The following is a 13,607-nucleotide window of genomic DNA, read 5'->3' as shown; positions in this document are numbered from 1 at the left end:
GGCAGTCTGAAGTCCATCCGCCAGCGGGAATCGCTGTAAGTATTCCCGATCTACGCCGACTAATGGACATGGAAGCCACCAGGAACCGATATGCTGATTCGCCACACGCCGCACATTCCAACGTCCGAAATCACCGACCCCCAGGTCTATGCCGGTCGCCGAGACTTCATCCGGACACTCGCCCTCGGCCTTGGTGCAAGCACCCTCGGTCTGGCTCATGGCGCAGAAACCCGTGACGGACGTAGCCGCCGGTTCGACAATCTGCTATCAAGCCCCTTGTCGACCATCGACGACAAGCTGACGCCCTACCAGTCGATGACCACTTACGGGAATTTCTACGAATTCGGCCCGGACAAGGACAGCCCGGCAAAAAATGCCCACCGCCTGCGTACCCAGCCGTGGACGCTGACTGTCGACGGCGAAGTGAAAGCGCCAAAGACCTTTGCCATCGACGACATTCTGAAGTGGGCGCCGCTTGAAGAACGCATTTACCGGATGCGCTGTGTCGAGGGTTGGAGCGCCATTGTTCCCTGGGTTGGCTTTCCGTTCAGCGAATTGCTCAAGCGGGTCGAGCCGACCGGCAATGCCAAATACGTCGAATTCTGGAGCCTCGCCGACCCCGAGCAAATGCCCTACGTGCGACTGCCCCTGCTCGACTGGCCTTATATCGAAGGTCTCCGTCTCGACGAGGCGCGGCACCCCCTTACCATCCTGGCGCTTGGCATGTATGGAGAAGTCATGCCCAAACAAAATGGTGCGCCGCTCCGCCTCGTCGTGCCATGGAAATATGGTTTCAAGGGAGCGAAATCCATCGTCCGTATCCGCTTCGTCGAAAAGCAGCCAAATACAGCGTGGATGAAAGCCGGCCCCGACGAATATGGCTTCTACTCCAACGTCAATCCCGACGTACCGCACAAGCGCTGGAGCCAGGCCAACGAACGCCGTCTCGGCGAATTCCTCAAACGCAAGACCCTGCCCTTCAACGGCTACGCCGATCAGGTCGCTGGCCTGTATGCCGGCATGGATTTACGGAAAAACTTTTGACATGCGCTTCAATCCCGATAACCGCCAGCTTGGCCTGATCAAGGTCGCGCTCTTTGCCATCTGCCTGCTGCCACTCTGCCGCCTGCTGTGGGCCACCTATACAAACGACTTCGGCCCCAACCCGGTCGAGTTCGTCCAGCGCTGGACAGGAACATGGACCATCAACCTGTTGTTGATCACGCTGTGCATTACGCCCCTACGGGCGATGACGCAAATGCACTGGCTGACCCGCCTCAGGCGCATGCTCGGCCTGTTCTGCTTCTTTTACGCCAGCTTGCACTTCCTGAGTTTCATCGGCTTTGACCATGATTTTGTAATCGAAGATATTGCCAAGGACATCTTCAAGCGCCCCTTCGTCACGGTCGGCTTTGCCGCCTTCCTGCTACTGATCCCTCTGGCTGCCACCTCGAACAACTGGGCTATTCGCCAGCTGGGCGGCCGAAAATGGCAGGAATTGCATCGCAACATTTACCTGATCAGCATTCTCGCCTGCGTGCATTACTTCTGGCTGGTGAAGGCTACGGCCCTGCTTTGGCCACTGGCCTACAGCATTGGCGTGGCCCTGTTGCTCGGCTGGCGAATTCGCGAGCGGCAGCGAAAAGCGATCCCGGCTCCGCAGTTTCAGAACGCCAAACCACTGAAATTCTTCAAGCAAAAGCCGGAATAGATTCCCTGCCCCTATGAACCCTTGCGTGGCAGGTCGAAGCGGACGATGGCGCGCCCATCTGGGGTCTTCTTGGGGGCAACCTTCCAGGCGTGGCCGTAGATAACCTCGAAAGTCGCTGGCAGCCTGCCATCCTTGCGCATGGCCTCGTAGGCAGCCCGGCCACTGTCCCACGACTTGCGTCCGGTCAGGCCATGGCGGCGGGCCTTCATGGCGCACGATGAACCGGCCGCCCGCAGTTCGGCAAACATCGTATCGAGATCGTCATAGGTTAGCGTGATGACTTCCATGTCCATCACCGGATCGGCAAAACCGCAGCCGACCAGCATGTCGCCAAGATCGTGGAGATCGGCAAAACGCTGGGTATGGGCATAGCCATCGGAGAAAGCCGTGCGCAGCTCTTTCAGGGTGTCCGGGCCGAGCGTCGAGAACATCAGCAGGCCACCGACATCCAGCACACGGTGGGCCTCGGCCAGGGCGGGAACCGGATCATCGAGCCAGTGCAGCAGCAGGTTTGACCAGACAATCTGGGTCACCCGGGACTTGAGCGGCAAATGCGCCGCATCAGCCGCCAGTCGAAGGGGCTCGGCCTGCTTGCCGAGACCAAGCCAGCGCTGCCAGCCGGCACGCTGGGTCCGACCCGCCAAGAGCATGGCCGGCGCCACATCAAGACCGATCAACTCGGCTTGCGGATAGCGTGCTGCAAGGCCGGCAAAACTCCCGCCACGGCTACAACCCAGATCAAGAATCCGGGTTGGTTCAAGTTTGACGAAATCAAGCCGCTCCTGCATCCGGCGATCGACTTCGCGGGCGAAAAAGTCACCTTCGCCGTAGGCAGCTGCCGCTCTGGCAAACCGTCGACCAACCTGTGGCTGGTCGACAAAACCGGCATGCGGACTGGCCTTACTCAAACGGCCTTGACGCCGAGGCGTGCGAACAGCGCATCATCGCGGTCGACATCGGGGTTGTCGGTGGTCAGCAGGCGATCGCCATAGAACATCGAGTTGGCACCGGCCAGGAAACACAGCGTCTGCAGCTCGTCACTCATTTGCTGACGACCGGCCGACAGGCGCACCCAGGACGTCGGCATCATGATGCGGGCAGCGGCGATGGTGCGCACGAATTCGAAGGGATCGAGGCGGTCGTTTTCGGCCAGCGGCGTCCCGGGAATCGGCACCAGATTATTGATCGGCACCGACTCCGGCGCCTTGGGCAGGTTGGCCAGCTGGACCAGCAGACCGGCGCGGTTCTTGCGCGACTCGCCCATGCCGATAATGCCGCCGGAACAGACGTTGATGCCGGCATCGCGGACCTGCTCGAGTGTATCGAGGCGGTCGTCATGGGTGTGCGTCTTGATGACCTGACCGTAGAAATCCTTGTCCGTATCAAGATTGTGATTGTAGTAATCAAGACCGGCGTCCTTGAGCTTTTCGGCCTGGCCGTCCTTGAGCATACCGAGCGTCACGCAGGTCTGCATGCCGAGTGCCTTGACTTCACGCACCATGTCGAGAACACGGTCGAGATCGTTATCCTTCGGCCCCTTCCAGGCGGCCCCCATGCAGAAGCGCGAAGCCCCCTTGGCCTTGGCGGCCTGGGCAGCAGCAACGACCTCATTGAGCGGCATCAGGCGCTCGCGCTCGGTATCCGTGTCGTAACGGGCCGACTGGGAGCAATAGCTGCAATCTTCCGAGCACCCGCCGGTCTTGACTGACAGCAGCGTCGAGCGTTGAATGGCATTGGCATCAAAATTTTCGCGATGCACCCCCTGGGCGCGCCAGATCAGATCCATCAGCGGCAGCTCGTAAAGAGCGAGCACTTCAGCAACCGACCAGCGATGGGCAGAAGTGGATGGCGAAACGGACGAAACGGCGGCGACGGAGCTAGCTTGCATGGAAGGCCTTGCGTGAAAAATGCTTTGAAAATCAGATACGAAACGCATCGGTAATTATGGATTATCGCGGACGCTCCGGCTGGATGTCAATTTTACCCCAGCCCGATGGACTCAAACGACTTGGCCGGAAAATCCTCGATAGCGCATTGCCGGGGAGCTGTCTGCTGTGCACCGCCGACAGCCCGTCAGCCTTGCTTTGTCCCGCCTGTAGTAGCGACCTGCCACTGCTTGCGGGAACCGTGTGGCCAGTCTGCGCCGATCAAACCACTCACGGGGAACGTTGCGGCGCCTGCCTGCAGTCGCCGCCCCATTTCGACCGTAGCATCGCCCTCTATCGCTACGAGTTTCCCGCCGACCGGATGATTCATGCGCTGAAATACGGACACCAGCTGGCCGTCGCCGCCTGGAGCGCCGCCAGACTGGCTGAGCGGATCGGCGATCAGCCCTACGACCTGATTGTGCCCCTGCCGCTCCACCCCGAACGCTTGCGCCAGCGGGGGTTCAACCAGTCGGCAGAAATCGCCGGAAGACTTGGCCGGCTGCTGAATATTCCAGTCGATCGCTGTCATGTCGTGCGCATCAGGGCCACCCCACCCCAGGCAGACCTACCCCACAAGGCCCGACACAAGAACGTGCGGGGCGCCTTCGAATGCCGAACCGACTTTAGCGGGCAGCACCTGCTACTGATCGACGATGTCATGACCACCGGCGCCACTGCCAGCGAATGCGCCCAGGTCCTCAAACTGCACGGTGCGGCCTCAGTCACCAGCGCGGTCATCGCACGTGCGCTAAAGCACTGAATCCGTGGTCTAATTCGCCCCCTCAACCATTTGAAAGCGCCCGCGTGTTTGCCGTCGTTCTCTATCAGCCTGAAATCCCCCCCAATACGGGCAATATCATTCGCCTGTGCGCCAATACCGGGGCCGAATTGCATCTGGTCGAGCCGCTCGGCTTTGACATCACTGACAAGGGGTTACGCCGGGCCGGACTGGATTACCACGAATACGCCCGCGTCCTTCGCCACCCCGACTGGGCAGCCTGTCGGGCAGCCCTGGCCGGCCGGCGACTATTCGCCATGACGACGAAAGGCACTGGCAGCCCGTACGACACGACCTTGCAGGAAAGCGATGTATTTGTCTTCGGTCGTGAAACCAGCGGACTGCCGCCGGAAGTACTCGCCGAGTTTGCCCCGGAGAGGCGACTGCGCCTGCCGATGCAGTCTGGACAGCGCAGCCTCAACCTATCCAACGCCGCCGCCGTGACCGTCTTTGAAGCCTGGCGTCAGGCCGGCTTCAAAGGTGCCAGTTAAAACGGCGACTCAGGCCAACTCTTCCTTCGGATCACGAGCCATCAGCAGCTCCAGCGCTGCTGCCGCCGTCAGGCGACCGTCAAGCACCGCGGCAACGGCAGCACTGATCGGCATGTCGACGCCCAGTTGAGTCGACAGGCGATCAACCTCACGGGCCGTATAGACACCTTCGGCGACATGCCCAAGCTCTTCGAGAATCTGCGGTAGCGATTTGTTCTCGGCCAGGGCCAGACCGACCCGCCGATTGCGCGACAGATCACCGGTGCAGGTGAGGATCAGGTCGCCCATGCCAGCCAGGCCCATGAAGGTTTGGCGGTCGGCGCCGAGCGCCAGACCAAGCCGGGCAATTTCGGCCAGGCCACGGGTCATCAGCGCTGCCCGTGAATTGAGGCCAAGACCCAGACCATCGCAAACGCCGGTAGCAATGGCCAGGACGTTTTTCACTGCACCACCGACTTCAACACCAACCAGGTCATCATTGGCATAGATGCGCAGGCGGGCCGTGTGCAACTGCCGCGCCGCCTCGCGGGCAAAGGCCGGGTCGCTCGCCGCCAGGGCCACTGCTGTCGGCTGCCCGGCTGCCACTTCCTCGGCAAAACTGGGGCCGGACAGGGCGCCGCACAGGGCCTGCTGGCCAAGCACATCGGTGACGACCTGGTGGGGCAACTTGCCAGTCCCTGCCTCGAAACCCTTGCACACCCACAACAGCGGCAAGGTACAGCCAATCGCCTTGAGGCGTTCGACCGTAGGGCGCAAACCGGCAATCGGTGTCGCCACGATGAGCAATTCGGCAGTTGCCACCGCCGCCTCGAAATCCGTCGCCACGGCAACCGACTCGGGTAATTTGTAGCCGGGGAAAAACCGATGGTTTTCGCGGCTGGCAAGAAGGTCTGCCGCAACATCTTCTTCGCGCGACCACAGCGTCAGTTCATGCTTGCCGGCAAAGGCGATGGACAGCGCGGTGCCCCAGGCACCGGCACCAAGCAGCGTGATTCTCATAGACCCCAGACCTGTGTCGAGCGAATAAAGCCGGTGGCCCCATCGCGGTGGCGAACCTTGGCCCAGCCCGGCGATGCGGATTCGATGAAGTCGACAGCGACCCATTTCTCCAGTTCGGCCAGGACTGGCGATTCCGGCTTGTCCGACTGGCGGACCTCAGCCTTTGAGGCGGTCACAACCAGCGTCCGGCGCTCGCCGATACTGCGCGATTCGATCCAGGCCAGCGTCCCTTCGGCATCACGCACCTTGAACCAGCCGTCGAGCTTGACGACAACCTCGACTGGCGTCTGCGCCTTGATCAGGTAGAGCTTCTTGCCCTGCAGCGACGGCGCATCGAAAAGAATGGCCGCCGGCACACTGACCGAACGGTAGTCGATAGCCAGCGCTGCTCCGGCAGCGCTGAGCAGCGACAGGGCGACAAGCGCACGACGCCAGATGGTCATTACTGGATCGAGGCGTCAGCCGGCGCACCGGCCTGCTCGGCCTGCTGCTGCATGCGCTGCATGTACATGCCTTCGAAATTGACCGGTTGCAGCACGATCGGCTGGAAGCCGGCGCGGCTGACCGCATCGGAGATCGCTTCGCGAGCATACGGGAAAAGAATGTTCGGGCAGGCGACAGCGATCAGCGGCTCGATCTGGTCTTCCGGCACGTTCTGGATACGGAAGATGCCGGCCTGACCGACTTCAACCAGGAAAACATTCTTGTCGGCCAGCTTGGCGGTAACCGTCACCGTCAGCACCACCTCATAAACGGAATCGCCGACCGTACGACCACCGGTATTGAGCTGAATCTCGACTTGCGGCTGCTCGCGCTCAAGGAAAATTTCCGGCGCATTCGGCACTTCGATCGACAGATCCTTGACGTAAAGCTTTTCAATACCGAAGACGGGCTGTTCGTTTTGTTCCATGATTTTCTTTCAGAGGTTAATTCAGACGTTGAATCGATTCGGTTCAGCCTTCGAGCAGCGGCTTCAACTGGCCGGATGCGTCGAGAGCATAGAGATCGTCACAGCCACCGACGTGGGTTTCGCCGATGTAGATTTGCGGCACGGTACGCCGCTGGGTTTTCTGCATCATTTCATCGCGCCGGTCCGGGTCGAGATCAACCCGGACTTCCGCGATTTGCGTCACCCCACGCGCCGCCAGTAGTTGCTTGGCGCGCGTGCAGTACGGGCAGACCGCCGTGGTATACATCAGGACCGGGGCGCTCATTTGCTCTTGGCACCTTTCTTGATCGGATAGCCGGCGCCCACCCAGGCGTCGACACCACCGGACAGGTTGAAGACCTTTTCGAAACCCTGCTTCTTCAACTCGGCACAGGCCTTGTTCGAACGCATGCCGGTCGCACAGCAGACGATGATCGGTGCCCCCTTGAGCTTCTCGATTTCACTAGCCCGCTCGGCCAGTTTGCTGGCCGGAATATTCTTGGCCTCGGGCAAATGTCCGGTGGCATATTCATCGGCCTCGCGGACATCAAGAATGTGCGCATCCTGACGATTGATCAGCTGGGTCGCCTCGACCGGACCAACGCCATCGGCAGACTGACCGGCCAGCATCGGCCAGAGCAGGGAAAGTCCGCTGACGGCGACGAGCGAGACGAGCAGGATATTCTGGTTGATAAAATCCATCGGCATTGCTTATTCCTCCGTCCCGCAAAAAACTTCACGCATCATGCTGACCAGTTGCAGCGTGCGCTGATCGCCAACCCGGTAAAAAACACGGTTGGCATCCTTGCGCGTCACCAGCACACCTTTTTCGCGCAGGATGGCCAGATGCTGGGAAATATTGCTTTGCGACGTCCCCACCGCCTCGACGATATCCTGGACACAGGCTTCGTCCTCGCCCAGCACACAGAGAATTTTCAGGCGCAGCGGGTGGGCGATGGATTTCAGCGCACGGGCGGCCAACTCGATGTGCTCCTGCTTGTCGATCAAACTGAAGGATGGCGTTTCCAAGATAAAACCTCGTTTCGGTGAATGGCGCATTATAAAATAGCGTTTTGCGTTTGGCTTAATCGAAATCAATCCGCGATGACCCTTGGACCCCCCCGGCTCGGCCAGAGCAGCCTGCTGCGCACCGGCAAAAGGCTGGCAGCGGCACTGATTGCCGCCGTTTTCATGGGCACCGGGGCGGCTGGCGCCAAACCAACGGTTGCTGAAAAAAAATCCGCCCCTCTACCCGCCTCGCCCGAAATTGCTGAAAAACAGGCCGACCTTGGCGAATTGCGCAGCCGGATCGAGGGCCTGCGCAAGGAATTATCGAGCAGCGAAGAGACCAAGGCCGACGCCGGCGACCGCCTGCGCGAATCAGACCGCCTGATTTCCAGACTGCAGCGCGAGTTGCACGAATTAAACGACAGCCGCGCCCAGCTGGAAAAAAAGCTCAGGAACCTTGAACAGCAATCGCAGGAACTCAGCACCACCCTTGGCCAGCAACAATCGCAACTGGAAAAGCTGCTCTACAAGCAGTACCTGCGTGGCACGCCGGACTCCCTGCAGCTTTTGCTCAATGGCGACGACCCCAACCAGATGGCGCGCGACCTGCACTATCTGTCGGCCATCGCCCTGACTCGCGCCGAGTTGATGGGCGAGATCGCCGCCACGCTCGACAAGAAAAAGTCCCTCGCCGCTGACGCCAAGGAACGCAGCGCCGAACTCGCCGAAGTAGAAGCCGAGCAGAAAAAGCGCCATGCCGACCTGCAGAAGCAGCGCGAGGAACGCCAGGCACTGTACGCCCAGATATCCAGCAAAGTCAGTGCCCAGCGCAAGGAAATCGGCAATCTTCAGCAAAACGAGAAGCGGATGACCCAGCTGATCGACCGACTCTCGAAAATCCTTGCCGCCCAGGCAGCGCAGGCGGCCAAGGCAGCCGAAGCGGCGCGCGCAGCGGAAGCCCGTCAGGCGCTGGCGAGGCAGAAAGAACGGGAAAAGGAAAGCGAAAAGCGCCATCCGGCCCCTCAGGAAAAGGAAATTGCCCGTCCGACACCGAGCGTCGAGCCTTCACGCCCGCGCCTCAGCGAAGCCGAAAACCGCTATGAGCCTGCCCCCAGCGATGGCAGCTTTGCCCGCCAGCGGGGCCATCTGCGCCTGCCGGTACGGGGTGCCGTTTCCGGCCGCTTCGGTACCGCCCGCGACGGTGGTGGCACCTGGCGCGGCCTCTTCATCAAGGCCGGTTCAGGCAGCGAGGTCAAGGCCATTGCCGGTGGCCGCGTCGTCTTCTCGGAATGGATGCGCGGCTTCGGCAATCTGCTGATTGTCGACCACGGCGACGCCTATCTGTCGATCTACGGCAACAACGACGCCCTGCTCAAACAGGTCGGCCAGGCCGTCAAGGGCGGCGAAACTGTGGCAACTGTCGGCAACAGCGGGGCCAATCCGGAATCCGGTTTATACTTTGAACTCCGCCACCAAGGGCAACCGATCGACCCGATGAAATGGGCCAGCTTGAAATGAGCAAAACAAAAACCTTTAGCCTGACCGTTGGCGCCTTCGTCGCCGGCGCACTGATCACCCTGAACTTCCCGGCCATGGCCGACAAGGACGTCGGTCAGGGCCTGCCCATCGACGAACTGCGCACCTTTGCCGAGGTGTACAGCGCCATCAAGCAGGGCTACGTCGAGCCGGTCGAAGACAAGAAAATGATCACCAATGCCATCTCCGGCATGCTCTCCAATCTTGACCCCCACTCGACCTATCTCGACGCCGATGCCTTCAAGGACCTGCAGGTCGGCACCCAGGGCGAATTCGGCGGCCTTGGCATCGAGGTCGGCATGGAAGATGGTCTGGTCAAGGTTGTTTCGCCAATTGAGGACACCCCGGCCTTCCGGGCTGGCATCAAGTCAGGCGACCTCATCTTCAAGCTCGACGAAACGCCGGTCAAGGGCCTCACCCTGTCCGATGCCGTCAAGAAAATGCGCGGCAAGCCGAAGACCCCGATCAAGCTCTCCATCATCCGCAAGGGTGAAACCAAGCCCATCGAAGTCACCCTGATCCGCGAAGTGATCAAGGTGCAAAGCGTCAAGTCCAAGCTCATTGAGCCGGGCTATGGCTGGGTGCGCGTCACCCAGTTCCAGGAAAATACCGTGGCCGAACTGGCCAAGCATGTCAGCGCCCTCTACAAGGATGGCAACAAGTTGCAGGGTCTCGTCCTCGACCTGCGCAACGACCCGGGCGGCCTGCTCAACGGCGCCATCGGCGTCTCCGCCGCTTTCCTGCCACCTGACGTCAAGGTTGTCTCGACCGACGGCCGAACCGCTGATGCCAAGCAGGATTTCAAGGCCCGCGCCCAGGATTACCTGCGTGGCAGCAAGGAAGACCCGCTCAAGTCCATGCCTGTCGAAGCCAAGAAGGTGCCGATGATCGTACTGGTCAATGGCGGCTCCGCCTCGGCCTCGGAAATCGTCGCCGGCGCCTTGCAGGATCACAAACGGGCGATCATCGTCGGCACCCAAACCTTCGGCAAGGGCTCCGTTCAATCGGTATTGCCATTGCCCGGCAACACCGCCATCAAGCTCACCACGGCCCGCTATTACACGCCGGAAGGCCGTTCGATCCAAGCCAAGGGCATCACCCCCGACATCGTCGTCGAGGAAAGCGCCAACGGCAGCAGCCCGGGCATGCGCCTGCGCGAAGCCGATCTGGATCGCCATCTGAGCAATGATCGGGAAAAGGAAGCAGCGAAGGAAGCCGCCAAACCCGATCCCAAGGGTGCGGCAAAGCCAGCGAAAAATGGCAAGGACAAGAGCAAGGAAGAGCCCGAGGAAGAAATGCCACAACGTCTGGAATACGCCACCAAGGCGGACTACCAGTTCCAGCAGGCACTGAATCTTCTCAAGGGTCTTCAGATCATGCAGAATAAGGCGCAATAGCGCATTGATCGGGAGGGATGATGGCCGGCACAGACCTCAAGAAAAAACGGGAGATCCTGTTCTCCAAGTTCCCGCCGGGCCAAGTGCCCGAAGCGGCTGATGATCTGCAGCACATCGAAGCGGTCGAGGTGCACGCGCGCTTCGAGAAGCGGTCCCTCGACGTCAGCTACGACCTGCAGCAGCATACCCTGCGCGAACTTGACGAACATCTGGTCGACAAGGGCTTCCACCTCGACAACACCTTGTTCACCAAGCTCACCCGGGCACTTATCTACTACGTCGAGGATACCCAGCTGCATAACATCGGGGCACCCGAAAAGCGCCTCAAGCGCTCGGCTTCGGAAGCCTACGTCAATGCCTGGGAACATCACCCACACGGCGACCACGATGACACGCCACCGGAGTGGCGGGAATACAAGTAGTTGTTAGTTGCCAGTCGGCAGTTTTCCTCAATCGCCACTACCAACCAATAACTACCGACCAGCAACCCGATGACCGACGAACAGCTACTTCGTTATAGCCGCCATATCCTGCTCGACGCACTGGGCATTGAAGGTCAGGCCCGCATTCTGGGTACCCATGCGCTGATCATCGGGGCTGGCGGTCTTGGTTCGCCGGCGGCGCTTTATCTGGCTTCGGCCGGCATTGGCAGGATCACGCTGGTCGATGACGACACCGTCGACTTCACCAACCTGCAACGCCAGATTCTCCATACGCAAGGCCGCGTCGGCATGGCCAAGGCAGAATCCGGACGACAGGCGCTGACGGCCATCAATCCGGACATCAATATCGTCCCGCTCCAACAAAGGCTCTCCGGCGAAGCGCTTGATGCACTGGTTGCCACGGCCGATCTCGTACTCGACTGCACCGACAATTTCGCCACCCGACACGCCATCAATCGGGCCTGCGTCCATCACCGCAAGCCGCTGGTGTCCGGGGCAGCCATTCGCTTCGACGGCCAGATCAGCGTCTACGACCTTCGCGGCGACGATTCGCCGTGCTACCACTGTCTGTTTCCGGAAGGCGAGGATGTCGAGGAAGTCCGTTGCGCGGTAATGGGCGTCTTTGCGCCGCTGACCGGCATCATCGGGACCATGCAGGCGGCCGAGGCGCTGAAACTGGCCGCCGACATTGGTGAGCGGCTGACCGGTCGCCTGCTGCTACTTGATGCCCTGACCATGGAGTGGCGCACGGTCCGCTTCAAGCAGGACCACGACTGCGCCGTGTGCGGCCCTACGGGAAACGGGCGATCAGGCGAATATCTTCGCCAAGCTGCCGCAGATCGCGAATCTGCAGGCGCTGCTTGTCGGCTAGCGACGTCAGTTCAGGCAAATTAAAAAGGCCGTTCGCAGCATCGCCAATCAGGCAGGGTGCCAGATAGAGCAATAGCTCGTCGACCAGGCCTTCGCGCAGCAGCGAGCCGTTCAGCTTGCAACCGGCCTCCGCATGCACTTCGTTAATACCGCGCCGCGACAGCAATTCGAGCAAGGCCTTGAGATCGACCTTGCCGGCCGCATTCGGCAGGATTTCAACGATGTGTCCGGCGGCACGCAGCTTGGCGCTCTTTTCGGGATTGTCGATGGCACCCGCAATAAGCACGGGGGCATCCTGAAGAATGCGCGCCGTCAGGGAAATCTCCAGCAGGCTATCGACAACCACGCGCAACGGCTGTCGGGTCGTCTCCACATCGCGCACCGACAATTGCGGATCGTCATCGCGCACCGTTCCGATACCGGTCAGGATGGCACAGGCCCGAGCCCGCCAGGCATGGCCGTCACGCCGCGCCGCTGGGCCGGTTATCCATTGGCTGACGCCGTTGTTCAGGGCGGTCTTTCCATCCAGACTGGCGGCAGCCTTGAGGCGCAACCACGGTCGGCCACGCATCATGCGCGAAACGAAACCAATGTTCAGTTCGCGCGCCTCGTTTTCGAGCACACCACTGGTCGTTTCGATACCGGCAGCCTGTAACAGGGCCATGCCCTTGCCGGCAACCAGCGGATTCGGATCGGTCATTGCCGCCACAACGCGGGACACCCCGGCCGCGATCAGCCCCTCGGCACAGGGTGGTGTCCGACCGTGATGGCTGCACGGCTCCAGCGTCACGTAGGCGGTAGCACCCTTTGCCTTTTCGCCAGCCATCCGCAGCGCGTGGACTTCGGCATGCGGCTCACCGGCCTTCTCGTGCCAGCCTTCGCCAACGATTTCGCCGGCCCGAACCAGCACGCAGCCGACCCGTGGATTGGGCGAGGTCGTCCACAGACCTCGCTCAGCGAGTTGCAGGGCGCGGGCCATCAGCCGAAAATCGTCGGCCGAGAAACTCATTTTTTTCGGGATGTCGGCGAGACTTCGCGGATCGCCTTGGAGAAGGCATCGACGTCTTCAAAATTGCGATAGACCGAGGCGAAACGGATATAGGCCACCTTGTCGAGTTTCTTCAACTCGCGCATGACCAGTTCGCCCAACTGCTGCGTACTGACTTCGCGCTCACCGGCTGACAAGAGCCTTTCCTCGATATCGGCAACCGCCGCATCGACCGACTCGATCGACACCGGCCGCTTGCGCAAGGCCAGTTCAAGACTTGCCCGCAGCTTGGCCCGGCTGAACTCGGTGCGCAGGCCATTTTTCTTGACCACTTGCGGCAGTTGAATCTCAGCCCGCTCATAGGTGGTAAAGCGCTTGTCGCAAGCGTTGCACTTTCTGCGGCGACGAACGACATCCGCCTCATCGGAGAGACGGGTGTCGACAACGGCTGTGTCGTCGTGGCTACAGAATGGACATTTCATGGTTACTGATCATCGGTCATCGGCAATTGGCTACTTGCATCACCAATT

At 60.7% G+C, this 13,607-nt stretch carries 18 protein-coding genes; 8 read left to right on the top strand and 10 right to left on the bottom strand.

Going from position 1 to position 13,607, the window contains the following annotated elements; genetic code table 11:
• The first annotated feature begins 90 nt into the window (after positions 1-90).
• Positions 91-1,044 carry a protein-methionine-sulfoxide reductase catalytic subunit MsrP gene (msrP, locus tag HYN24_RS02680; protein ID WP_117607841.1) on the top strand — a complete coding sequence of 318 codons (954 nt, stop codon included), beginning with the start codon at positions 91-93 and terminating at the stop codon, positions 1,042-1,044.
• 1 nt (position 1,045) lies between these two features.
• Positions 1,046-1,711 (top strand): sulfite oxidase heme-binding subunit YedZ, encoded by a 666-nt coding sequence (locus tag HYN24_RS02675; RefSeq protein ID WP_117607840.1) that lies wholly within the window; start codon positions 1,046-1,048, stop codon positions 1,709-1,711.
• 11 nt (positions 1,712-1,722) lie between these two features.
• Here the strand turns inward: HYN24_RS02675 and HYN24_RS02670 are convergent, their stop codons facing one another.
• Positions 1,723-2,619, bottom strand: a complete 897-nt coding sequence (locus HYN24_RS02670) for a methyltransferase domain-containing protein (RefSeq protein ID WP_117607839.1) — start codon at positions 2,617-2,619, stop codon at positions 1,723-1,725.
• Positions 2,616-3,599, bottom strand: coding sequence for a biotin synthase BioB (gene bioB, locus HYN24_RS02665; protein WP_117607838.1), 984 nt, complete (start codon positions 3,597-3,599; stop codon positions 2,616-2,618). Before bioB ends, HYN24_RS02670 begins: the two co-directional genes overlap by 4 nt.
• Before the next feature lie 83 nt (positions 3,600-3,682).
• Here bioB and HYN24_RS02660 point away from each other — a divergent pair, with 83 nt between their 5' ends.
• Together HYN24_RS02660 and HYN24_RS02655 are read left to right on the top strand one after the other, a co-directional pair.
• A complete protein-coding gene (locus tag HYN24_RS02660) occupies positions 3,683-4,399 on the top strand; it encodes a ComF family protein (protein ID WP_240327714.1) in 717 nt (238 codons plus the stop codon).
• 44 nt (positions 4,400-4,443) lie between these two features.
• A complete protein-coding gene (locus HYN24_RS02655) occupies positions 4,444-4,908 on the top strand; it encodes a tRNA (cytidine(34)-2'-O)-methyltransferase (RefSeq protein ID WP_117607836.1) in 465 nt (154 codons plus the stop codon).
• A 9-nt stretch (positions 4,909-4,917) separates the two neighbouring features.
• On the opposite strand, the gene HYN24_RS02650 is transcribed toward HYN24_RS02655, so the two are convergent.
• The 6 genes from HYN24_RS02650 to HYN24_RS02625 are packed head-to-tail and all read right to left on the bottom strand — an operon-like array spanning position 4,918 to position 7,864.
• Complete coding sequence (locus tag HYN24_RS02650; protein ID WP_117607835.1) at positions 4,918-5,907, bottom strand: NAD(P)H-dependent glycerol-3-phosphate dehydrogenase; 990 nt, start codon at positions 5,905-5,907, stop codon at positions 4,918-4,920.
• Positions 5,904-6,350 (bottom strand): SH3 domain-containing protein, encoded by a 447-nt coding sequence (locus HYN24_RS02645; protein WP_117607834.1) that lies wholly within the window; start codon positions 6,348-6,350, stop codon positions 5,904-5,906. The genes HYN24_RS02650 and HYN24_RS02645 overlap by 4 nt, the downstream gene beginning before the upstream one ends.
• Complete coding sequence (gene secB, locus HYN24_RS02640; RefSeq protein ID WP_117607833.1) at positions 6,350-6,817, bottom strand: protein-export chaperone SecB; 468 nt, start codon at positions 6,815-6,817, stop codon at positions 6,350-6,352. Before secB ends, HYN24_RS02645 begins: the two co-directional genes overlap by 1 nt.
• A gap of 43 nt (positions 6,818-6,860) precedes the next feature.
• Positions 6,861-7,121 (bottom strand): glutaredoxin 3, encoded by a 261-nt coding sequence (grxC, locus tag HYN24_RS02635; RefSeq protein ID WP_117607832.1) that lies wholly within the window; start codon positions 7,119-7,121, stop codon positions 6,861-6,863.
• On the bottom strand, positions 7,118-7,543 hold the full coding sequence (locus HYN24_RS02630; RefSeq protein ID WP_117607831.1) for a rhodanese-like domain-containing protein: 426 nt from the start codon (positions 7,541-7,543) through the stop codon (positions 7,118-7,120). The genes grxC and HYN24_RS02630 overlap by 4 nt, the downstream gene beginning before the upstream one ends.
• A 3-nt stretch (positions 7,544-7,546) precedes the next feature.
• On the bottom strand, positions 7,547-7,864 hold the full coding sequence (locus HYN24_RS02625; protein WP_240327713.1) for a helix-turn-helix transcriptional regulator: 318 nt from the start codon (positions 7,862-7,864) through the stop codon (positions 7,547-7,549).
• Positions 7,865-7,939: 75 nt separating this feature from the next.
• Between HYN24_RS02625 and HYN24_RS02620 the strand changes: the two genes are divergently transcribed.
• The 4 genes from HYN24_RS02620 to HYN24_RS02605 all read left to right on the top strand — a co-directional run bounded on the left by HYN24_RS02620 (position 7,940) and on the right by HYN24_RS02605 (position 12,113).
• Positions 7,940-9,361, top strand: a complete 1,422-nt coding sequence (locus tag HYN24_RS02620) for a murein hydrolase activator EnvC (protein ID WP_117607829.1) — start codon at positions 7,940-7,942, stop codon at positions 9,359-9,361.
• A complete protein-coding gene (locus tag HYN24_RS02615) occupies positions 9,358-10,776 on the top strand; it encodes a S41 family peptidase (protein ID WP_240327712.1) in 1,419 nt (472 codons plus the stop codon). The genes HYN24_RS02620 and HYN24_RS02615 overlap by 4 nt, the downstream gene beginning before the upstream one ends.
• A gap of 20 nt (positions 10,777-10,796) precedes the next feature.
• The gene (locus HYN24_RS02610; RefSeq protein WP_117610174.1) at positions 10,797-11,198 is read left to right on the top strand and encodes a hypothetical protein; all 402 of its coding nucleotides are present in this window, start codon (positions 10,797-10,799) and stop codon (positions 11,196-11,198) included.
• Positions 11,199-11,267: 69 nt separating this feature from the next.
• Positions 11,268-12,113: a molybdopterin-synthase adenylyltransferase MoeB gene (locus tag HYN24_RS02605; protein WP_117607827.1), complete on the top strand. Its 846-nt coding sequence runs from the start codon at positions 11,268-11,270 to the stop codon at positions 12,111-12,113.
• Here HYN24_RS02605 and ribD read toward each other — a convergent pair.
• Together ribD and nrdR are read right to left on the bottom strand one after the other, a co-directional pair.
• Complete coding sequence (gene ribD / locus HYN24_RS02600; RefSeq protein ID WP_117607826.1) at positions 12,010-13,098, bottom strand: bifunctional diaminohydroxyphosphoribosylaminopyrimidine deaminase/5-amino-6-(5-phosphoribosylamino)uracil reductase RibD; 1,089 nt, start codon at positions 13,096-13,098, stop codon at positions 12,010-12,012. The genes HYN24_RS02605 and ribD overlap by 104 nt on opposite strands.
• Positions 13,095-13,559, bottom strand: coding sequence for a transcriptional regulator NrdR (gene nrdR, locus HYN24_RS02595; protein WP_117607825.1), 465 nt, complete (start codon positions 13,557-13,559; stop codon positions 13,095-13,097). Before nrdR ends, ribD begins: the two co-directional genes overlap by 4 nt.
• Positions 13,560-13,607 lie beyond the last annotated feature (48 nt).

Source organism: Dechloromonas sp. HYN0024 (assembly GCF_003441615.1).
GTDB lineage: Bacteria > Pseudomonadota > Gammaproteobacteria > Burkholderiales > Rhodocyclaceae > Azonexus.
The sequence above is the reverse complement of the archived record's forward strand: the minus strand, read 5'-3'. Positions and strand labels throughout refer to the sequence as shown.

Coding starts and splice junctions, on each gene's coding strand:
- msrP (WP_117607841.1), top strand. CDS start 91: ATGCTGATTCGCCACACGCCGCACATTCCAACGTCCGAAATCACCGAC.
- HYN24_RS02675 (WP_117607840.1), top strand. CDS start 1,046: ATGCGCTTCAATCCCGATAACCGCCAGCTTGGCCTGATCAAGGTCGCG.
- bioB (WP_117607838.1), bottom strand. CDS start 3,599: ATGCAAGCTAGCTCCGTCGCCGCCGTTTCGTCCGTTTCGCCATCCACT.
- HYN24_RS02660 (WP_240327714.1), top strand. CDS start 3,683: ATGTCAATTTTACCCCAGCCCGATGGACTCAAACGACTTGGCCGGAAA.
- HYN24_RS02650 (WP_117607835.1), bottom strand. CDS start 5,907: ATGAGAATCACGCTGCTTGGTGCCGGTGCCTGGGGCACCGCGCTGTCC.
- HYN24_RS02645 (WP_117607834.1), bottom strand. CDS start 6,350: ATGACCATCTGGCGTCGTGCGCTTGTCGCCCTGTCGCTGCTCAGCGCT.
- secB (WP_117607833.1), bottom strand. CDS start 6,817: ATGGAACAAAACGAACAGCCCGTCTTCGGTATTGAAAAGCTTTACGTC.
- grxC (WP_117607832.1), bottom strand. CDS start 7,121: ATGAGCGCCCCGGTCCTGATGTATACCACGGCGGTCTGCCCGTACTGC.
- HYN24_RS02630 (WP_117607831.1), bottom strand. CDS start 7,543: ATGCCGATGGATTTTATCAACCAGAATATCCTGCTCGTCTCGCTCGTC.
- HYN24_RS02620 (WP_117607829.1), top strand. CDS start 7,940: ATGACCCTTGGACCCCCCCGGCTCGGCCAGAGCAGCCTGCTGCGCACC.
- HYN24_RS02615 (WP_240327712.1), top strand. CDS start 9,358: ATGAGCAAAACAAAAACCTTTAGCCTGACCGTTGGCGCCTTCGTCGCC.
- HYN24_RS02610 (WP_117610174.1), top strand. CDS start 10,797: ATGGCCGGCACAGACCTCAAGAAAAAACGGGAGATCCTGTTCTCCAAG.
- HYN24_RS02605 (WP_117607827.1), top strand. CDS start 11,268: ATGACCGACGAACAGCTACTTCGTTATAGCCGCCATATCCTGCTCGAC.
- ribD (WP_117607826.1), bottom strand. CDS start 13,098: ATGAGTTTCTCGGCCGACGATTTTCGGCTGATGGCCCGCGCCCTGCAA.
- nrdR (WP_117607825.1), bottom strand. CDS start 13,559: ATGAAATGTCCATTCTGTAGCCACGACGACACAGCCGTTGTCGACACC.